The sequence below is a fragment of the Embleya sp. NPDC008237 genome (assembly GCF_042956465.1).
Lineage (GTDB): Bacteria > Actinomycetota > Actinomycetes > Streptomycetales > Streptomycetaceae > Embleya.
This window is the reverse complement of the sequence record NZ_JBIBGL010000025.1, coordinates 90,753-110,673: the sequence shown is the minus strand read 5'-3', so window position 1 is coordinate 110,673 and position 19,921 is coordinate 90,753. Positions and strand designations below refer to the sequence as shown.

At 69.9% G+C, this 19,921-nt stretch carries 17 protein-coding genes and 1 pseudogene; 9 read left to right on the top strand and 9 right to left on the bottom strand.

Annotated features, from left to right (window positions below):
• Together ACFZBU_RS42900 and clpB are read right to left on the bottom strand one after the other, a co-directional pair.
• Nucleotides 1-782: pseudogene (locus ACFZBU_RS42900) on the bottom strand (Fe-S oxidoreductase); the annotation flags it as partial.
• A gap of 313 nt (nt 783-1,095) precedes the next feature.
• Complete coding sequence (clpB, locus tag ACFZBU_RS42895) at nt 1,096-3,717, bottom strand: ATP-dependent chaperone ClpB (RefSeq protein ID WP_391589220.1); 2,622 nt, start codon at nt 3,715-3,717, stop codon at nt 1,096-1,098.
• A 165-nt stretch (nt 3,718-3,882) separates the two neighbouring features.
• Between clpB and ACFZBU_RS42890 the strand changes: the two genes are divergently transcribed.
• Nucleotides 3,883-4,548 carry a nucleoside/nucleotide kinase family protein gene (locus ACFZBU_RS42890; RefSeq protein ID WP_391589219.1) on the top strand — a complete coding sequence of 222 codons (666 nt, stop codon included), beginning with the start codon at nt 3,883-3,885 and terminating at the stop codon, nt 4,546-4,548.
• 72 nt (nt 4,549-4,620) lie between these two features.
• Here ACFZBU_RS42890 and ACFZBU_RS42885 read toward each other — a convergent pair whose 3' ends face one another.
• The 5 genes from ACFZBU_RS42885 to dnaK all read right to left on the bottom strand — a co-directional run bounded on the left by ACFZBU_RS42885 (nt 4,621) and on the right by dnaK (nt 10,806).
• A complete protein-coding gene (locus ACFZBU_RS42885) occupies nt 4,621-6,450 on the bottom strand; it encodes a TIGR03767 family metallophosphoesterase (RefSeq protein ID WP_391589218.1) in 1,830 nt (609 codons plus the stop codon).
• 143 nt (nt 6,451-6,593) lie between these two features.
• Nucleotides 6,594-7,067, bottom strand: a complete 474-nt coding sequence (locus ACFZBU_RS42880) for a heat shock protein transcriptional repressor HspR (protein ID WP_391589217.1) — start codon at nt 7,065-7,067, stop codon at nt 6,594-6,596.
• A 1-nt stretch (nt 7,068) separates the two neighbouring features.
• Nucleotides 7,069-8,244, bottom strand: a complete 1,176-nt coding sequence (gene dnaJ / locus ACFZBU_RS42875) for a molecular chaperone DnaJ (RefSeq protein WP_391589216.1) — start codon at nt 8,242-8,244, stop codon at nt 7,069-7,071.
• Nucleotides 8,245-8,365: 121 nt separating this feature from the next.
• Nucleotides 8,366-8,959: a nucleotide exchange factor GrpE gene (gene grpE / locus ACFZBU_RS42870; RefSeq protein ID WP_391589215.1), complete on the bottom strand. Its 594-nt coding sequence runs from the start codon at nt 8,957-8,959 to the stop codon at nt 8,366-8,368.
• Nucleotides 8,956-10,806 carry a molecular chaperone DnaK gene (dnaK, locus tag ACFZBU_RS42865; RefSeq protein ID WP_391589214.1) on the bottom strand — a complete coding sequence of 617 codons (1,851 nt, stop codon included), beginning with the start codon at nt 10,804-10,806 and terminating at the stop codon, nt 8,956-8,958. The genes grpE and dnaK overlap by 4 nt, the downstream gene beginning before the upstream one ends.
• Nucleotides 10,807-11,132: 326 nt before the next feature.
• Between dnaK and ACFZBU_RS42860 the strand changes: the two genes are divergently transcribed.
• From ACFZBU_RS42860 to ACFZBU_RS42845, 4 genes are all read left to right on the top strand, one after another.
• Nucleotides 11,133-12,191 carry a hypothetical protein gene (locus ACFZBU_RS42860; protein WP_391589213.1) on the top strand — a complete coding sequence of 353 codons (1,059 nt, stop codon included), beginning with the start codon at nt 11,133-11,135 and terminating at the stop codon, nt 12,189-12,191.
• The gene (locus tag ACFZBU_RS42855; protein ID WP_391589212.1) at nt 12,188-13,162 is read left to right on the top strand and encodes a hypothetical protein; all 975 of its coding nucleotides are present in this window, start codon (nt 12,188-12,190) and stop codon (nt 13,160-13,162) included. The genes ACFZBU_RS42860 and ACFZBU_RS42855 overlap by 4 nt, the downstream gene beginning before the upstream one ends.
• Nucleotides 13,163-13,309: 147 nt before the next feature.
• The gene (locus ACFZBU_RS42850) at nt 13,310-14,080 is read left to right on the top strand and encodes a hypothetical protein (protein WP_391589211.1); all 771 of its coding nucleotides are present in this window, start codon (nt 13,310-13,312) and stop codon (nt 14,078-14,080) included.
• Nucleotides 14,081-14,123: 43 nt separating this feature from the next.
• Nucleotides 14,124-15,074, top strand: a complete 951-nt coding sequence (locus tag ACFZBU_RS42845) for a hypothetical protein (protein WP_391589210.1) — start codon at nt 14,124-14,126, stop codon at nt 15,072-15,074.
• Nucleotides 15,075-15,140: 66 nt separating this feature from the next.
• On the opposite strand, the gene ACFZBU_RS42840 is transcribed toward ACFZBU_RS42845, so the two are convergent.
• A complete protein-coding gene (locus ACFZBU_RS42840) occupies nt 15,141-15,503 on the bottom strand; it encodes a cupin domain-containing protein (protein WP_391589209.1) in 363 nt (120 codons plus the stop codon).
• A gap of 115 nt (nt 15,504-15,618) precedes the next feature.
• Here ACFZBU_RS42840 and ACFZBU_RS42835 point away from each other — a divergent pair, with 115 nt between their 5' ends.
• Both ACFZBU_RS42835 and ACFZBU_RS42830 read left to right on the top strand, forming a co-directional pair.
• A complete protein-coding gene (locus ACFZBU_RS42835) occupies nt 15,619-16,707 on the top strand; it encodes an RNA ligase (ATP) (protein WP_391589208.1) in 1,089 nt (362 codons plus the stop codon).
• Nucleotides 16,708-16,780: 73 nt separating this feature from the next.
• Nucleotides 16,781-17,272 (top strand): YbjN domain-containing protein, encoded by a 492-nt coding sequence (locus tag ACFZBU_RS42830; protein ID WP_391589207.1) that lies wholly within the window; start codon nt 16,781-16,783, stop codon nt 17,270-17,272.
• Between the two features lie 78 nt (nt 17,273-17,350).
• Here the strand turns inward: ACFZBU_RS42830 and ACFZBU_RS42825 are convergent, their stop codons facing one another.
• A complete protein-coding gene (locus ACFZBU_RS42825; protein ID WP_391589206.1) occupies nt 17,351-18,508 on the bottom strand; it encodes a pyridoxal phosphate-dependent aminotransferase in 1,158 nt (385 codons plus the stop codon).
• A gap of 230 nt (nt 18,509-18,738) precedes the next feature.
• On the opposite strand from ACFZBU_RS42825, the gene ACFZBU_RS42820 reads away from it, so the two are divergent.
• On the top strand, nt 18,739-19,245 hold the full coding sequence (locus tag ACFZBU_RS42820) for a DUF2617 family protein (protein ID WP_391589205.1): 507 nt from the start codon (nt 18,739-18,741) through the stop codon (nt 19,243-19,245).
• Nucleotides 19,246-19,315: 70 nt separating this feature from the next.
• Nucleotides 19,316-19,741: a DUF350 domain-containing protein gene (locus ACFZBU_RS42815; protein ID WP_391589204.1), complete on the top strand. Its 426-nt coding sequence runs from the start codon at nt 19,316-19,318 to the stop codon at nt 19,739-19,741.
• Nucleotides 19,742-19,921: the final 180 nt, after the last annotated feature.

Genomic DNA, 19,921 nt, shown 5'->3' with positions numbered 1-19,921 from the left:
TGCAACGCACCCAACGCAACCCCACCATCCGCCTCACGCTTGAAGTAGATGTTGAAGAACGCCAGAAAACGATGCCACGCCACACCCATGCTCGGGTTCAGGCCGATCGTCACGGCCCACGCGCCGGTGGCGGTGAGCTTGATCATCGCGGTCAGGTAGACCAGGTTCTCCAGCGTGGACTCGCTCAGGTCCTGGAACGCCAGGCTCAGCGGGTAAGACGCGAAGAAGCCCGCCTCGTAGTGGTCCACCCCCAGCAGGGCGGCCTCCAGGGCGCGCAGCGTCAGGATCGCGAGGCCGATCACCAGGATGGTCCACTCGACGTAGTACGCCTGCCACGACACCGAGCCCGCGAACCGCGACTTGCGGCCCGGGCGCGAGGGCAGACTCAGCTGCCGGATGACCATCAGCACCACGATGCCGACGAATGTGGCCAGTGCGATGAACTCGGTGAAGAGTTCGTACGGCAACCAGTCGCCGATGAGCGGGAACACCCAGTGGGCGTCGAAGAGTTGGACGATCGCGGTGACGATGGTCAGGCCGAGGGTCAGGAAGCCGACGGCCACGAACCAGTGGGCCACGCCGACGACGCCCCACTTGAGCATGCGGGTGTGGCCGAGGAACTCCCGGCCGAGGGTCGCGGTGCGCTGCGCGGGCTGTCCGGTTCGGCTGCCGTCCGGCTGACCGACCTGGACGAAACGGTAGATGTGTGCGACGGCGCGCGCCGCGAGCGCGGCGCCGACCACCAAGGTGACCAGCGAGATCACGATCGCTGCGAGCTGCATGGGTGTTCGGCTCCTCCGGTGGGACGTCCCTTCCGGGGCGTGTATCGGCCGACAGCGTACGGCCGTGCGGGCATCTTACCCACTGGTAACTTATCCACTGGGTCGATGATATCCGTCACGCTGGACGCTACCGGCTTTGCAGCTTTTGTCCGCTTGATCCGACCCTAGGTGATCTTGTCTTACCACTCGTGTCGCCCGACCACCACGCCGAAGCTCACCGAGCACCAAAGCACCGGACCGACAAGCCGAACCACCGAACTCCGAACCACCAAAGCGCCGGAACCCGCAACGGGTCCCGGCGCCATGACGTCGATCAGACCGTCTTCGCCGCCTCCTGCTTCCGCGGCTGCACGACCAGCGTGTCGCTCGCCCCGTCCAGGTCGACCAGGACCGTGTCCCCGTCGCCGACCTCGCCCGCGAGCAGCGCTCGGGCCAGCTTGTCGCCGATCGCGGTCTGGATCAGCCGACGCAGCGGCCGAGCGCCGTACGCCGGGTCGTATCCGGTCAGCGCGAGCCACTCGCGGGCCGCGTCGGTCACCGTCAGGGTGATCCGGCGGTCCTTGAGCCGGGCGCCGAGCCGGTCGACTTGGAGTCCGACGATGTGCGCGAGCTCCGCCGTGCCGAGCGCGTCGAAGAGCACGATGTCGTCGAGCCGGTTGAGGAACTCGGGCTTGAACGCGTTGCGCACCACGTCCATCACCATGTTCTGCTGCTGTTCGCGCGACAGCGCCGGGTCGACCAGGTACTGCGACCCCAGGTTCGAGGTCAGGATCAGCACCACGTTGCGGAAGTCCACCGTGCGGCCCTGGCCGTCGGTCAGCCGTCCGTCGTCGAGCACCTGGAGCAGGACGTCGAAGACCTCGGGGTGGGCCTTCTCCACCTCGTCCAGCAGCACGACCGAGTACGGCCGACGGCGCACCGCCTCCGTCAGCTGGCCGCCCTCCTCGTAGCCCACGTAGCCGGGCGGCGCACCGACCAGGCGGGCGACCGAGTGCTTCTCCGCGTACTCCGACATGTCGATCCGCACCATCGCGCGCTCGTCGTCGAAGAGGAAGTCGGCGAGCGACTTGGCCAGCTCGGTCTTGCCCACGCCGGTCGGGCCCAGGAACAGGAACGAGCCGGTCGGGCGGTCCGGGTCGGCGATGCCGGAGCGGGCCCGGCGAACCGCGTCGGACACCGTCGCCACGGCGGCCTTCTGGCCGATCAGTCGGCGACCCAGCTCGTCCTCCATCCGCAGCAGCTTGCCGCGCTCGCCTTCGAGCAGTCGGCCCGAGGGGATGCCGGTCCAGGACGAGACCACGTCGGCCACGTCGTCCGGGCCGACCTCCTCCTTGACCATCGCGGTGCCGTCCGTGCCCCGGTCCCCCTCGGTCGCCGCGGCCTCGGCCAGCTCGCGCTCCAGGGTCGGGATCTGCCCGTACATCAGCTTGGAGGCGGTCTCGAAGTCGCCGTCCCGCTGGGCCCGCTCGGCCTCGCCGCGGGCGGCGTCCAGGCGCTCCTTGAGTTCACCGACCCGGTTCAGGCCGGCCTTCTCCTGCTGCCACCGCGCGGTCAGGCCGCTGAGCTGCTCCTGCTTGTCCGCGAGGTCCTTGCGCAGCCGCTCCAGCCGATCCCGGCTGGCCGCGTCGGTCTCCTTGGCCAGCGCCATCTCCTCCATCCGCAGCCGGTCGACCGAGCGCTGCAGCTCGTCGATCTCGACGGGGGAGGAGTCGATCTCCATGCGCAGCCGCGAGGCCGCCTCGTCGACCAGGTCGATCGCCTTGTCGGGAAGGAAGCGCGCGGTGATGTAGCGGTCGGAGAGGGTGGCCGCGGCGACCAGGGCGGAGTCGGCGATCTGCACCTTGTGGTGTGCCTCGTACCGGCTCTTGAGTCCGCGCAGGATCGCGATGGTGTCCTCGACGCTGGGCTCGCCCACGAACACCTGCTGGAACCGGCGCTCCAGCGCGGGGTCCTTCTCGATGTGCTTGCGGTACTCGTCCAGCGTGGTCGCGCCGACCAGGCGCAGTTCGCCGCGCGCGAGCATCGGCTTGAGCATGTTGCCCGCGTCCATCGAACTGTCGCCGGTGGCGCCGGCGCCCACCACGGTGTGCAGCTCGTCGATGAAGGTGACGACCTGGCCGTCGCTGGACTTGATCTCGTTCAGCACCGCCTTGAGCCGTTCCTCGAACTCGCCGCGGTACTTCGCGCCCGCGACCATCGCACCGAGGTCGAGCGCGATCAGTCGCTTGTCGCGCAGCGACTCGGGTACGTCGCCGGCCACGATCCGGCGGGCCAGGCCCTCCACGACGGCGGTCTTGCCGACGCCGGGTTCACCGATCAGTACCGGGTTGTTCTTGGTCCGGCGGGACAACACCTGGACCACCCGGCGGATCTCCGAGTCGCGGCCGATGACCGGGTCGAGCTTGCCGTTGCGGGCCTCCTCGGTCAGGTCGCGACCGTACTTCTCCAGTGCCTGGTAGGTGCTCTCCGGGTCCTGCGAGGTGACCCGGGCGCTGCCGCGCACCGCCTTGAAGGAGTCGAGCAGTGCCTGCGGGGTGGCGCCCGCCTCGCGCAGCGCGTCGGCGACCGGACCGGAGCGGCCGGATGCGAGGCCGACCAGGACGTGCTCGGTGGACACGAAGGTGTCGCCGAGCTTGTCGGCCTGCTTCTCCGCCTCGTCCAGCGCGAGCATCGTCTCGCGGGCGAGCTGCGGCGCGGCCACCGTCGATCCGGACGCGCTCGGCAGGCGATCCGCGATCTGGCCCGCCGCGACCTTCAGGAGCGGTACGTCCACACCGGCCGCGCCGAGCAGCGGGACCGCGATCCCCTCGGGCTGTTCGAGCAGGGCGAGCAGCAGATGCGCGGGCTCCACCTGGGGGTGTCCCGCCGCGGAAGCCTTGCGGATGGCGACCGAAAGGGCCTCTTGGGCCTTGGTGGTGAGCTTCTGTGCATCCATGTGAGGTGTGCGACTCCTTCGCTTCGGGCACGCGCTGTCACGGCCATCATCCCGTCCGTGCCGCGTGTCCACCGCACCCGAACGGTTCGTTGACTGTGAGAACCACAACTAAGTTGAGTCTATTCCACTCAACCGTGTGTCGCTGCGGATGCCTAGACTGCGGACATGCCAGATGTGTCCGGTGCCCTCGAAACGCTCGACGCGCTTGCGGATGCGGCTGTACGGCTGATTCCGGCGGCGCCCGACGCCGACCGTGTCGTGCTCGGCCTCGCCGGTCCACCGGGCGCCGGCAAGTCCACCCTCGCCGGTCGCCTGGTGCGCGCGATCGAGCAGCGGGTCGGCGCCGGCACCGCCGCCTACGTGCCACTCGACGGCTTCCACCTGTCGAACGCGCAGCTCAAGCGGATCGGCCGGTTGCACCGCAAGGGCGCGGTGGACACCTTCGACGTGTGGGGCTACGCGACCACGCTGGCGCGCGTGGTGCACGAGGTGGACCGGGACGTGTACGTGCCGGACTACGACCGCACGCTGCACGAGCCGGTGGCCGCCCGGCACGTGGTCCGACCCGGCACCCGGATCGTGGTGACCGAGGGCAACTACCTTGCGCTGGACGCCCCCGGCTGGACCGACGCCTACCGCCTGATGACCGAGGTCTGGTACGTGCATGCCTCGGACCGGGTCCGCGACGAGCGGTTGACCAGGCGCCAGCGCCGGGGCGGGCGCAGCCCCGGCGAGGCGATGGCCTGGGTCGCGGGCAGTGATCGGCCCAACGGCGAACTGGTCAAGCGCTCCAAATCCCGCTGCGCGCGGGTGGTGACGGTGGTGTGGTGACTCCGCACCCGCACCGGCCGGCTGGGTGCGACGACCCGGCCGGCCGACCGCGGCGCCCGGGCCGGACGGAGCCTAGGTGAGCCACGCCGGCGTCGGCACCAGCAGTTCCACGTTGCGGTCCTCCAGTCGACCGCGGCGGCCGTCCACCTTGGGGTCGGGGCGGTCGCGCTCCTGCCAGTCGTTGCCCGCGAGTTCGCGGGCGAGTGCGGCCAGGGCGACCGGGTCGTCCAGCTTGCCGCCGTTGGACTCCGGCCCGGCAGAGTCGACGATGGTGCCGTAGATGGAGAGCGTGCCGTTCTTGTTGTCGCCGATCTCCACGATCCGCGCCTGCGAGGGCCAGTCGATGTGCGACGCGGTGTTGATCTCCCAGAAGCCGCCGGGGACGGCGCTGCCGGCCGGTCGCGGGTAGGGCTTCACGTTGTTGTCGTGGGTGTGCCCGTTGACCCACAGCACCACGTTCGGGAAGCGCAGCAGCAGCGCCAGCACCTGCGGGCCCAGGATCCGGGCGGGTTGCCCCGAGGGCACCGTCTTGTTCACCAGCGTGTCGATCGTGTGGTGGCTGAACAGCACGAACAGCATGTCCTTACCGGTGCCCTGGACCACCTTGCCCTGCTCGTCCAGGTAGCTGGAACTGCCCTTGACCAGGTGGTCCTGGAGCCAGGCGAACTGGGTCGGGTCCAGGCAGCCGGAGTCCAGGCCGTACTGGTTCACCGTGTCCAGGACCAGGCAGCGCACCCGCCCCTGGTCGAAGCTGTAGTACGCGGTCTTGGCGTCCAGGTTCGCCTGGGTGAAGCCGTGGCCCTTGGGCAGGCCGGTGGTGTTGAAGTGCTCCTTGATCGTCTCCGCGCGGTCGATCAGCCGGCGGTCCGGGTCGGGGGTGACCTTGCGCTTGGGGCCCGCCAGCAGCGCGGCGAGCGCGTCCGGCTTGCCGTTCTGCAGCCCGAGGGCGAGCGAGACGATGGTCTGGCCCGCCGATATGTCGAGCACCTTCTCGTCGCCGACCGCGACCTTGGCCAGCAACTCGGTGACCGGCAGGTTGCCCTGGACCAGGCCGTCGTGGTTGCCGTACGCGGTGTACCAGGGGGTCTTCAGGCCGGTCGCCTCGAACGGACGCCGGCAGGCGTCGAGCAGGCCCGGCACGGTGGGGAAGCCGTAGTCGCGCCGGGGCACGTCGTCCTTCTGCCCGGTCGGCGTGCCGTCCGGGTGCCAGTAGCGCTCGTGGTACGCGACCGCGTCCATCGGGCCCTCGTACTTGTTCCGGTCGCCCGAGTCCGGGGTGACCTTCTTGCCGCCGTCCAGCACGTCGATGTACCAGCGCAGCTCGTTGAACTGGATGTTGTCGGTGTTGTCGCCCGTGCATATGGTGAAGGCCAGCGGTTGGCCGAGCGCCGGGCCCTTGCCGATCCGGTTCAGCGACCGCACCATCGCCTCGGCGATCTGTGCGGTCAGCACCTCCTGCGGGCGGTGCGACGACTGGAACGGCAGCAGCTTCGCGAACGGCTGGTCCTTGTCGCTGTGCCGATCCAGGAAGTCCACCCGCGCGGTCGACTGCGAGTCCTGGATATGTATGTCCGTCAACTGGGTGAAGGCGACCAGCGGTTGGCTCTCGGCCTTGATGCCGGGTCCGGCACCGGGGGCCAACTCCGCGCGCAGCAGGTGCGGTTCGCCGGGACCGGCGACCACCTTGCGGTAGCCGCCCGCGCCGGGCGGGCCGAGCACCAGGGTGCGCTCCAGCGTGGTGCCGGCCGTGCCTGCCGGGCCGCCCCCGGTCGGGGCGCCGGACTTGGGCGCATCGCTCGACTTCTTGTCCGGCTCGTCCTTGGCGTCGGTGCACGCCGCCGCTCCGAGCAGTGCCGCACTCGCGGCCGAGTACTTCAGGACGTCCCGACGATTCGGCTTCATGCGGCGACCCTACTGACGCGTATCGAGCGGCATCAAGGAATGCTCGCGAGCGGGCCGCAGCCCGCCGCACGCACGAACGAGGGGCGCGGCCGAAGCCACGCCCCCGGTGTATCCCCGGCCGGTCGGTGCCACCGGCCCGTCGGTCAGTCGGTACGCCCGCGCCTGGGCTTCCAGACCACGAGCGCGGTGCCCGCCTGCGGCCGGACCGGGACCAGGTCGCGCCGGTAGGACGCGTGAACGGCCGCCTCGCGGCGGGCACTCGCGTCCGTCGCCTCGTGCAGCGCGTGCTCCAACTCGGCCACGCGCATGTGCAGCGCGAGCACCTGGTTCTCCAGCTCCAGGATGCGCTTGATCCCGGCGAGGTTGATGCCGGCCTCCTGGGAGAGCCGCTGCACCTCGCGCAACTGCACGATGTCGCGGGCGGAATAGCGGCGCCCGCGACCGGCCGTGCGGTCCGGCGAGACCAGGCCGAGTCGGTCGTATTGGCGCAGCGTCTGCGGATGCAGGCCGGACAGTTGTGCGGCCACCGAGATCACGTAGACCGGAGAGGTCTCGTCGATCTCGTAGCCACGCCGCCCGCCGATGCCGCCGTCGCCGCCCAAGCCGCCCGGTCGCATGTCATGCCCCCTTCGCCGCGTCCAACAGATCGGCTCGGGGATCGTGCGCGACGGTCGCCTCGCGGAACGCCTCCAGCGCCTCGCGCGCCTTGTCGTTCAGCTGCTGCGGGACCGTCACCTCGATGGTGACCAGGAGGTCGCCCCGAGTGCCGTCCTTGCGTGCCGCACCACGCCCGCGGACGCGCAGTGTCCGGCCGTTGCCCGTGCCCGCGGGGAGCTTGAGCGTGACCGGGACGCCGCCCAGGGTGGGCACGGTGACCTCCGCCCCGAGCGCGGCCTCCGGGAAGGTGACCGGCACGGTGACGGTGAGGTTGTCGCCCTTGCGACCGAATACGGCGTGCGCCTTGACATGTACCACGACGTAGAGGTCGCCGGAGGGGCCGCCGCGCTCGCCGGGAGCCCCCTTGCCCTTGAGCCGGATCCGCTGGCCGTCCTGGACCCCGGCCGGGATCCGCACCTGCATCGTGCGCGAACTCTTGGCCCGGCCACTGCCGTTGCACACGATGCACGGGTCGTCCACCAGCAGTCCGCGGCCCTTGCAGTCGCGGCACGGCTCGGAGAAGCCGAAGCCGCCCTGCGGTCGACTCACGTTGCCGGAGCCCGCGCAGGTCGGACACATCCGCGGGGTGGTGCCCGCGGCCGCGCCCGTGCCGTTGCAGTGCCGACACGCCTCGGAGCTGGTCAGTCGGATCGGTACGGTCGCACCGTCGACCGCGTCCGCGAAGCCGAGGGTGACCTCGGACTCCACGTCCGAGCCGCGCCGCGGCTGCTGGCGTCCGGTCTGGCGACCGCCGCCGAACAGGCCGCCGAAGATGTCGCCCAGCCCGCCGGTGCCGCCCGCACCGCCCTGCTGCTGGCCGCCGAAGATGTCGCCGAGGTCGAAGGGGAAGCCGCCGGCGCCGCCCGGCCCGCCGCCGGGGCCGCGGAAGCCGCCCCCGCTGCCGAACAGCGTCCGCGCCTCGTCGTACTCCTTGCGCCGCTTCTCGTCGGCGAGCACGTCGTAGGCTTCCGAGATCTCCTTGAACCGTTCCTCGGCCCTGGTGTCACCCTTGTTCTTGTCCGGGTGGAACTCGACGGCGAGCTTGCGGTAGGCCTTCTTGATCTCGGCGGTGCCGGCGTCCTTGGGGACGCCGAGCACCTTGTAGTAGTCCTTCTCCAGGTAGTCCTTCGTACTCATGCGCCCCTCGCCGATCGGGTCGGGGTGCCCTCGTGCTCCGAGCGCCCGTTTCCGGATTCACTCCACCCGCGCATCGGCGTCCCTCCTCTCCGCTTCTCGTCGTCTGGTTCCCGGTGACGGTTCAGCTGCCGGCCGCTTCGCCCGACTCCTCCGGACCGCCTTCGGCGTCCGCCGTGGGCTCCGCGACCGCCACCCGCGCCGGGCGGATGATCCGTTCGCCGACCTGGTAGCCGGGCTGCAGGATCTCCACGCACGTGGGCTCGGTGACATCGGTCGCGTACGAGTGCAGCAACGCCTCGTGCACCGTGGGGTCGAACGGGTCGCCCTTGGAACCGAAGCTCTGCAGCCCCATCTTGGCCACGATCGACTCCAGCGACTCGGCGACCGACTTGAAGCCGCCCGCCAGTTCGCCGTGGTCACGGGCCCGGCCGATGTCGTCGAGCACCGGGAGCAGTTCGCTCAGCACCTTGATGGCGGCCAGTTCGCCCGCCACGTTGCGGTCCCGCTCGACGCGCTTGCGGTAGTTCGCGTACTCGGCCTGGAGCCGCTGCAGGTCGGCCGTGCGCTCGCCGAGCTGGTTGCGCAGCTCGGCGGCCTCGGCCGCCCCGGGGGCCGGGGCCGCCGCCGAGGCGGCGGTCCCGGTTTCCGGCTTCGGCTCTGTCTCTTGGGCGTCGCCCGGGACGGCGCCGTGGTTCGAGCCGGTCCCTTCGGTCACGCAGCACCGCCCTTACGGTCCTCGTCGACGATCTCGGCGTCCACGACGTCGTCGTCGGCAGTGTTGCCCGCGGCGTCGCCGGTCGAACCGGCCGCACCCTCGGCGCCGGGCTGGGAGTTCGCGTACATCGCGGTGCCCAGCTTCTGGCTCGTGGTGCTGACCTTCTCCGCGGCGTCGCGGATCGCGGCCAGGTCCTCGCCCTTGAGGGCGTCCTTCAGCTCGGTGAGCGAGGTCTCCACCTCGGTCTTCACGTCGGCCGGGACCTTGTCGCTGTTGTCCTTGATGAACTTCTCGGTGGTGTACACCAGTTGCTCGGCCTGGTTGCGGGTCTCCGCGGCCTCGCGGCGCTGGTGGTCCTCCTCCGCGTGCGCCTCCGCCTCGCGCATCATCCGGTCGATGTCGTCCTTCGGCAGGCCGGAGCCGCCGGTGATGGTCATCGACTGCTCCTTGCCCGTGCCCAGGTCCTTGGCGGACACGTGCACGATGCCGTTGGCGTCGATGTCGAAGGTGACCTCGATCTGCGGCAGCCCGCGCGGGGCCGGCGGCAGGCCGGTCAGCTCGAACATGCCGAGCTTCTTGTTGTAGGCGGCGATCTCGCGCTCGCCCTGGAACACCTGGATCTGCACCGACGGCTGGTTGTCCTCGGCCGTGGTGAAGATCTCCGAACGCTTGGTCGGGATCGTGGTGTTGCGCTCGATCAGCTTGGTCATGATGCCGCCCTTGGTCTCGATACCGAGAGACAGCGGCGTCACGTCCAGCAGCAGGACGTCCTTGACCTCACCCTTGAGCACACCGGCCTGGAGCGCGGCACCGACGGCCACGACCTCGTCCGGGTTGACGCCCTTGTTGGGCTCCTTGCCGCCGGTGAGCTCGCGCACCACGTCGGCCACGGCCGGCATCCGGGTCGAACCGCCGACCAGGACGATGTGGTCGATCGCCGAGAGCGGGATGCCCGCGTCCTCGATGACCTTCTGGAACGGCACCTTGGTGCGGTCGAGCAGGTCCTGCGTCAGCTGCTGGAACTGGGCGCGGGTGAGCTTCTCGTCCAGGTGCAGCGGGCCCTCGGCCGAGGCCGTGATGTAGGGCAGGTTGATCGAGGTCTCCATCGAGGAGGACAGCTCGATCTTGGCCTTCTCCGCCGCCTCGCGCAGGCGCTGGAGGGCCATCTTGTCCTTGGACAGGTCCACGCCGTGCGCGTTCTGGAACTGCTTGACCAGGTGGTCCATGACCCGCTGGTCCCAGTCGTCGCCGCCGAGGTGGTTGTCACCGTTGGTGGCCTTGACCTCGACCACGCCGTCGCCGATCTCCAGGAGCGACACGTCGAACGTGCCGCCGCCGAGGTCGAAGACGAGGATGGTCTGCTCGTCGGCCTTGTCCAGGCCGTACGCCAGCGCCGCCGCGGTGGGCTCGTTGACGATGCGCAGCACGTTCAGACCGGCGATCTCGCCGGCCTCCTTGGTGGACTGCCGCTCGGCGTCGTTGAAGTACGCCGGCACGGTGATGACCGCGTCGGTGACCTTCTCGCCGAGGTAGGCCTCGGCGTCGCGCTTGAGCTTCATCAGGATGCGGGAGCTGATCTCCTGCGCGGTGTACTTCTTGTCGTCGATCGCCACGGACCACGTGGTCCCCATGTGGCGCTTGACGGACCGGATGGTCCGGTCGACGTTGGTGACGGCCTGACGCTTGGCCACCTCGCCGACCAGAACCTCACCGTTCTTCGCGAAGGCAACCACGGACGGTGTGGTCCGCGACCCCTCCGCGTTGGTGATGACGGTCGACTCGCCGCCTTCCAGAACGCTGACGACGGAGTTCGTCGTACCGAGGTCGATACCGACCGCACGTGCCATGATTCGGTTCCTCCACGGAAAGAGTTGAGTGGTTGTCGCTCAAGGATGAGCCGTCGGGTGCAACCGGTCAAATCGCTTGAGTATTCCCGACTCAACTTTAGTGCCTCGCGAGCTGTGAGGGGCGGACTCCGGAGGGGCGATCTCATGATCGGGACGCTTGGTGTCATCGAAACGTTGTGCGCCCCCGGAGACTTATTCAGGTGAATGTCGCCACAAACGACACCCTTGACCTCTGCGGCCCCTCCATGCGCATGGCAGCATGTCTCCGCGCCTGATGCCTGCAAGCAAACGCCAGGCGAAAGCCGAGATCCGAGGGGGACCTCCCGATGAGCGATGGTCAGGGCTATCCGCCTGTGCCGCCGATGCCACCCGGCCCGCCGGGACAACCGGGACAGCAGGGACAGCCGGGCCCGCCGCAGGGTGGCTATCCGCAGCAGGGTGGGTACCCGCCGCCCGGCGGCTTTCCGCAGCAGCAGCAACAGCAGGGCGGCTTCCAGGAGCCCGCCGGCTATCCGTACCCGCAGTACAGCCAGTACGGGCACTACCAGCAGTACGGGCAGAACCCGATCCAGCTGGACCCGAACGGCCGGCCGCCGCGTGGGGGCCGCAGCAAGAAGGTGATCGGCACCTGGATCGTCGGTGTCACCGGCGCGATCGTCGCGTCCGTCGTGGTCGCGCTGGTCGGCTTCGACGACCCGACCGACAAGAAGGACCCGGCCGCGCAGAAGACCACGGCCGCGCCGATCGTCACCGGCAAGTCCGCCGCCCCGCAGAACACCGCAGCGACCGGGCCCAAGAAGGCCGACATCACCAACACGCTGAAGATCCCGGACACGCTGCCCGCGATCACCGGGCCCAAGTTCGCCAATCTCTCGGTCGACCCGAAGACCTGGCCCAAGGCCTGTGACCTGCTGACCGACGAAGAGATCAAGACGGTCATCCCCGAGGCCACGATCCGCGAGCGCAAGAGCTTCATGGGTCGGTACTCGAACATGTTCGGCAAGGCCGTCAACGACAACGAGTGCGACATCCTGCTCGACCTGCCGAACCTGCAGTCCTCGGACTACCCCGCGAAGATCAACATCACCACCTACGGCTTCAAGCCGTCGGCCGACGAGAAGACCTCCTTCGCCAAGGAGAAGACGCAGGCGGAGACGGCCACCAAGGCATACCCCGACCAGTACGACGACATCCCGGCCGCCAAGCTCGGCGTGGACGGGGCGTTCCGCGACAACCGCACGGTGCAGATCTCCAAGAACGGGTTCCGGGTCTGGGTCACCGTGGACGCCCAGATCGAGGACTCGCAGGGCAACCCGCTCAAGGGGAACACCATGGCGCGTCAGTACGGTCCGACCGTGGCCGCAGTCGTCGGGCAGAAGCTGTGAGCGGGGGTTGGCCGCAGGGCCCCGGGCAGCACGGCGGCGGCCACGGCCAACCCGGGCAGTACCCGCAACACCCGCAGCAGCAGCCGGCCTTCCCGCAGCAGCAGGGCTATCCGCAGCAACAGGGCCATCCGCCGCAGCCGCCCGGCTACCCGCCGCCGGGGCCGTACGGACCGCACGGCCACCCGTACGGGCAGCCCACGCCGCCGCGCCGGAACAACCGGGTCGCGCTGTGGGCCGCGGTCGCGGTCGTCCTGATCGGGGCGGGCGTCGGCGGCTTCGTGCTGCTGAACAAGGACGACGACGCGGACACCGCCAAGCCCGGCCCGACCTCGGCCGGCCCCGCGGCGCCGGGGGCCTCCGGCGGCGGCAAGAGCAGCCCGCCCGGCGAGAGCGCGGCGCCGGCGGATCGCCCGATGGTTTTCCCCGCAGCGCCGCCGGCCGACGCCGGGCCAAAATTCAACGCGACCAACGACGGCAAGACCTGGCCGAAGGCGTGCGACATGTTCTCGGACGCGCAGCTCGGCAAGGTCGTCAAGGGCGCCACGGTCAAGACCAGGAAGCCGGACACGACCGTTTCGGTCAAGTACGACTTCCCGGGCGCGGCCGACAACCAGTGCAGGTTCGACCTCGATGTACCCGACCCGAACAATCCGAAGTATCCGACGTACGCCAAGATCGAGCTCACACTCCACGAGGTGAGCACGCCGGCGATCGCGAAGGGCCACTACGGCGACACCAAGAAGAACCACGGGCGCAAGCCGTTCGGCACGTTCGAGGAGTTGGGCACGAAGCTGGGCACCGACGACGCGTTCCGCGACGACTCCTACATCTACTTCCACAAGGGCCCGTACTTCGTGGAGTTGTACATGTCCAGCGGACTGGACGGTCCGGGTGGGGCGAGGCTGCCGAGCGACGACGCCGTCAAGCAGTACGGGCCGACGCTCGTCGGCTACCTCGTGGCACGGATGTAACCCGCGGTACACGCGGTAGGGCAGCAACGGCGACAGCGCATCGGATCAGGCATCAGGAGGGGTACGGGGATGGTACGAATCGGGAACCCAGGGGGGAACCACTACGGCGGGCCGCACCAGCAGCAGCCGCCGTACGGTCAGCCCGGGATGTACCAACAGCCGTACCCCGGCGGACCGATGCCGCCGCACGAGCCGCCGCGTCGGAGCAAGTTGAAGCCGATCCTGGGCTGGCTCGGCGTGGTGATCGGCGGCGTGCTGGCCACGGTCGCGGCCTCGTACATCGTCGACGAGATCAACAAGAAGAACGACAAGGGCGACAAGCCGGTCGCGGAGAACGGCGTCGCGTTCCCCGACGGATACACCCCGCCGCCCGGGGTGGCGTTCACCGACGGTGCCAAGTTCCGGGCGTCCGGGGACACCGGCACATGGCCGGACGCGTGCACGATGCTCTCCGACAAGGAGATCCAGAACGCGGTCCCGGACGCGAGCATCGTGGGCTCGCGGCAGGGCCGCAAGGGCGCGAAGGCGCCCCGGAACACCGAGTGCACCGTGCAGATCAAGCTGCCCAACCTCCAGGACGCCGCGACGCCGGGCAAGCTCACCATGACGATCAAGGCGATCGGCGATGCCGCGCCGGTCAAGGACGTGTACGAGAAGGCCAAGGCGGACGCGGCCCCGTACTCCGGCTTCGAGGACCTCGCGAACAAGCTGTTCGTCCAGGACGCGTTCCGCCAGAACGGCAAGCTGAACCTGTACAAGCAGGGCGCCAAGCCGGACTCGCCCGGCTACTACGTGGTCCTGGAGGTCAGCGCGAAGACCAAGGACTCCTCGGGCGCCGACGAAGCACCCGACACCTGGACGAAGAAGGCCGGACCGGCCCTGGTGCGCGTCCTCAACATCAAGATGACGGACGACTGATTCGCCGTCGTCCCTCGACGGTTCGTCACCACGGGAGCACTCGATGACCGGCCAGTACAACAGCCCGAACTCCGGCCAATACCCCGGCCAGGGGCCCGGCTACCCGCCGCAGGGCGGGTACGGCCAGCAGCCGCCGCCCGGCCAGTACGGCGGGCCGGGGCAGTACGGGCCGCCGCCCGGCTACGGGGCGCCCGGTTACCCGCCGCCGTATCCACCCGAGCCGCCGCGGCCCAACCGCCGCAAGCAGGTCATCAGTTGGCTGGCCGTGCTCGCGGCCGGCACGGCGGCGACGGTGATCGCCGCGCTGCTGATCAACGGCACGGACGGCAAGAAGAACGAAGCGGTCAAGCTGCCGCCCACGGAGAGCGTCCGCAAACTGGAGAGCTTCGACCCGAACGCGGTCGCCGGCACTCCGAGCGTGGCGGCGTCCAAGGCCGCCTCGCGCCCCGAGGCGCCGCCCGCGCCCAAGAGCGGCGGCAAGTTCGCGCCGGTCGCGACCGACATGTCCACCTGGCCGGACGTGTGCGACCTGATCAGGCCGGACGAGATCGCCAAGGTCATCCCCGAGGTGCTCACCCAGGAGGAACAGGGCACCGCCAAGGCTGCCGGTTCCTACGCGTCCCGGGGGCCGGCGGTGCGCAGCACGACCTGCCTCTACACGATGACCTCCAAGCGCGGCTTCGGCTACAGCAACGTGATCAAGCTGACCATCCAGATCAACAACATCGACGCTCCCAAGGAGCTCGACTACAACTGGGACCTCGGCAAGAACAGCGCGCAGCGGGTCGCGTCCGACTTCAAGGCGCTCGGCACCGCCGGGGGCGCCGACGACGCCTACTACTCGAGCAACACGTTGCGGATGCGCAAGGGGCAGTACGCCCTTCAGATCGACGGTTCGGGCAGCCTCACCAAGGAGGGCACCGACCGGCCCTGGAACGGATGGCAGAGCGAACTGCTGCCGAAGTTCGTGTCGACCATCACCGCCAAGATCTGACCCGATCGCACTCCGACACCCCGGCGGGTCGCGGCGATCGCCACCCGCCGGGCCGCGACCCGTGCCCTACTCGTCGCGGTGCACGGTGTTCGGTGTGAAGCCCGGGAGGCAGACGGCGATGTAGTCGGCGCCCTCGGTGCCCCTGGTGCTGTAGCGCACCCATTCGCCGGCGGCGGTGTGGATGGCCTGGCCGGCCGTGACCTCCTGGACGCCACCCTCGAACTCGACGGTCAGCACGCCGCGCAGGACGACCGTGTACTCGTCGAACTCGGGGCGCTGGCCCGGCTCCTCCCAGCCGCCCGGGCTGGTCATGTGCGCGATGCTGAGCGCCTCGTCGCCGGTGTTCACCCGGCCGACGAACTCGCGAATGGTCTTGGGGATGTTGCCGGCGGCCTCGACAACCGTCGGCTTCTCGATGAAGTTCGGCATGAGTCCCATCCTGTCCCAGGGCGCCGGTAAATCGTTGGCCGCCCCGCCCGGGTGCTTGGGACCGTGGGGTGCACGGGGATTCACCCCGAAGCGAGCACGGGGGAAGGGGCGCCTCATGTCCACACTCAGGGTCACGGCCGAGCGGTTGGTCGTACACGCACACCCGAACGCGGACGCGCTGGAACTGGCCCAGGTCGGGCTGTACCGCGCCGTCGTGGCCAAGGGGGCCTACGTCACCGGTGACGTCGCGGTGTACATCCCGGAGCAGGCGGTGCTGCCGGATCCGCTGATCGAGGAGCTCGGGCTCACCGGGCGGCTCGCGGGGTCGGCGAAGAACCGGGTCCGGGCGATCCGGCTGCGCGGCGAGCTCTCGCAGGGCATCGTGTGCCGGCCGGCGGCGTTGGTCGGCCTGGACCTGGCGGCCGCGCTCGCCGACGACAAGGACTTCGCCGAGCTGCTCGGCATCGTCAAGTGGGTGCCGCCGATCCCCGTGCACATGAGCGGCGAGATCGTGCCCGCGGCCGAGCTGCTGCCGTGGGTCGACGTCGAGAACGTGCGGCGCTATCCCGCGCTGTTCACGGCCGGCGAGCCGGTGGTGGCGACCGAGAAGATCCACGGGACCGCGTGCCTGTACACCTACGTGGCCGACACCGGCGAGAGCTTCGTGTCCTCCAAGGGCTTCGGCGCCAGGTCGCAGGCGCTGGCCCGGGACGAGCACAACCTCTACTGGCGCAGCGTGCTCGCACACCGGCTGCCCGAGGCCGCCGCGGAGCTGGCCGCGCGCTTCGGCGCGGCCCGGGTGGGTGTGTTCGGCGAGGTGTTCGGGCAGGGCGTGCAGGACCTGGGGTACGGCGCGCAGGGCCGTTCGGAGCTGCCGGGTTACGCGGTCTTCGACGTCGCGCTCGCGGACGCCGCCGGGGCGGTGCGCCGGGTGGACGCCGAGCAGCTGGCCGAGCTGCTCGCCGGCCTGGAGACCGTGCTGCCGGTGGTGCCGACGCTGTACGCCGGGCCCTACGACGAGGCCGCGCTGCTGGCCCTGGCCGAGGGCCGGGAGAGCGTCTCGGGCACGGCCGCGCACCTGCGTGAGGGGCTCGTGGTGCGCCCGGCCAGGGAGCGGTACAGCGACGTGGTCGGCGGTCGTGCGATCGGCAAGATCGTCTCCGCGGCCTACCTGACCCGAAAGGGTGGTACCGAGTACGAATAGGGGCTCGGTCGTGGCCCACCGGTCTGGGCCGAATGAGAGAGGATGGCGTCCATACGTCTGGAGAGGATCCTTCATGAGCATCGACCCGTCCTCGCTTCCGAGGTCGACCTTCGTTCCGGCCGCACCGGTCGTCAAGCCGTCGGCGGAGCTGATCAACCAGGTCCTCGACGAGCTTCAGGTGAACCATTTCACCGACGAGGAAGGTGACGTCTGCGCGCCTTGGGACGGCTTCCGCGTCTACTTCATGCTGCGCGGGGACAAGCACGAGATCTTCACGGTCCGGATGTTCCTGGACCGTGAGTTCGACCCCGCCGAGCGGCCGCGGATGCTGGAGCTGCTCGACGAGTGGCACCGCCAGTTCTTCTGGCCCAAGGTCTACACGCACGAGCACGAGGGCAAGCTGCGGCTGATCGGCGAGGCCCAGCTCGACTGCGAGCCCGGCATCAACCGCGAGCTGTTCGTGTTCACCACGCGCGCGTGGATCAGCACGTGCATCTCGTTCGGGAACTGGATCAACGAGCAGTACGGCCCCGAGGACAAGCCGGCGGCCGACGGCGAGGCGTAGTCGCCACGCGTGTCGTGTCGTGTTGTGTGGGGGCGGCCCGCCCCCACACATCCGCCGGTGCCCGGCCACGGGTTCGGCTCAGCCGGTCGCCGCGAGCCGCTTGGCCGCCTCCTCCAGCACCTCGACGCGCTTGCAGAAGGCGAACCGCACCAGGGGCCGGCCGACCTCGACGTCGTCGAAGAAGACCACCTCCGGGATCGCGACCACACCGCGCAGCTCCGGTAGCCGGCGGCAGAAGTCCAGGCCGTCCGCGTAGCCGAGTGCGGTGATGTCGGTGGTGGTGAAGTAGGTCCCCTGCGGCTCGTACACGGTCAGCCCGGCCGCGCGCAGACCGCCGCCGAGCAGGTCGCGCTTGTGGCGCAGGTCCTCGCGTAGCCCGCTGAAGTACTCGTCCGGCAGGCGCAGCGCGTGCGCGATGGCGGGTTGGAACGGCGCGCCCGAGGTGTAGGTCAGGAACTGCTTGGTGGTGCGCACCGCCGCGATCAGCTCTCGCGGTGCGCACACCCAGCCGATCTTCCAGCCGGTGAACGAGAAGGTCTTGCCCGCCGAGGAGATGGTGACGGTGCGCTCGCGCATGCCCGGCAGGGTGGAGATCGGGATGTGCTCGCCGGTGTAGACGAGGTGTTCGTACACCTCGTCGGTGACCACGATCAGGTCGTGTTCGATCGCGATCTCGGCGATCGTCTCCAGTTCGGCCCGGGTGAGCACGGTGCCCGTCGGGTTGTGCGGGCTGTTGAGCATGATCACCCGGGTGCGGTCGGTGATCGCCGCGCGCAGCTCGGCCGGGTCCGGCCGGAAGTGCGGGGGGCGCAGGGTGACGCCGACCCGGCGTGCGCCGGCCATCGCGATGCAGGCCGCGTACGAGTCGTAGAACGGTTCGAGGGCGACCACCTCGTCGCCCGGCTCCAGCAGCGCGAGCAGGGCCGCGGCGATCGCCTCGGTGGCTCCGGTGGTGATCAGCACCTCGGAGTCGGGGTCGAAGGTCTGCCCGTAGAAGCGCTGCCGGTGCTCGGCCACGGCCAGGCGTAGGTCGGGGATGCCGTCGCCCGGCGGGTACTGATTCGCACCGTCGCGCATGGCGGCGACCGCGACCTCGATCACCTCCGCCGGGCCGTCGGTGTCGGGAAAGCCCTGGCCGAGGTTGATCGCGCCGGTGGTGCGCGCGAGGGCGGACATCTCGGCGAAGATCGTGGTGCCCAGGCCGTCCAGGTGTCGGGCCAGCAGCGGTCGGTTCATCCGTACGGCTCCTTCGCGGGGTTCGGTCTACCCGCCCATCCTCGCGTGCCGGTCGGGGCTGCCCACAGGGTGCCCTTCACCCATTCGTGTCAATGCCTTTCACCTTTACGGGTGACGACGCTGTGGCTTCGGGCGCCTACCGTGAGTCATGTCCCCTGGTTTGCAGCCGATTGTCGCCCCCGGGAGCCTCCCGTGGGGTCTTCCCCGTTGCCCGGACAGATGAGCGCGAGATGCACGCCACACTCACCACCACGTACACCGACACCCGTGCGGACGACCTCGGCTGGTGCCTGGGCCTGCCGCCGCTTCCCGCGCTGGCCGAGCGCACCGTCGAACTCGGAGGGCTGAAGCTGGAGCTGCGGCTGCTGGGCGCGTCGCATCAGATGCTGATCGGCCCCGGCCGGGGGGAGGGCGAGTCGGTGTCGGAGACCGTCGCGTGCGTGCCGGGCGTGGCCACCCCGCTGCCCGCCCGGGCGGCCACCCGGCTCGGCCGGTGGGAGTACGAGTTCACCGCGCTGACCCAGCGGCTGGAGGACACGGCGTTCGTCGCGCGGGTGCGCGAGATCGTCACCCTGGCGAGCGAGCACGAGTACGGCCTGGTCGGCGACTATCCGGGGCTGCCGCACGCGGTCACCGCGATGGTGGTCGAGCGGTGCGGGGCCGGCGCGGTCTGGTCCACCTGGCACACCTATCCGCAGGAATGCCGGATCGTGAACACTCGGAGTCGCGCGATGTGACGATCGCACGAGTCGATCCGACACAATGACGCCCCATCAGATGATCCGACGACGATGGGGGACGGCGGCCATGTTCAAGGACCTTGCGGAGGGTGTCGGCTACGCGTTCGCGTACGGGGGAGTGGGCATCGTGCTCATGGTCCTCGGCTTCGTGCTCGTGGACGTGCTGACCCCCGGCAACCTCGGCCGGCAGATCTGGATCGAACGCAATCGCAACGCGGCCCTGGTGCTCTCCTCGGCGCTGCTGGGCGTGGGCATGATCGTCACCACGGCGATCGCGACCACCTACGACGAGTTCGGCAAGGGCCTCGCCTCCACGGCGATGTTCGGCGTCTCCGGGCTGATCCTGATGGCCATCGCCTTCCTGGTGATCGACCTGGTCACCCCGGGCCGACTCGGCGCCACCGTGGTCGAACGCGAACCGCACCCGTGCGTGTGGGTCACCGCATCCTCGCAGATCGCGATCGCCGCGATCGTGTCGGCATGCATTGCCTGAGCCGGCGGGGCGGGGTGGGGGTCGGCCCGGCTCGGGTCGGCCCGGCCTGACCCGACCCGGCGGGGCGGGGGCCGGCCCGGGTCGGCCCGCCTTCGTACCGGGGCGGGGTCGGCGTCGCGTCCATGATCGTGTGCCTGCTCCGGCCTCGGCTCCGGTTTCGCCTCCGGGCTCCGGCCCGGC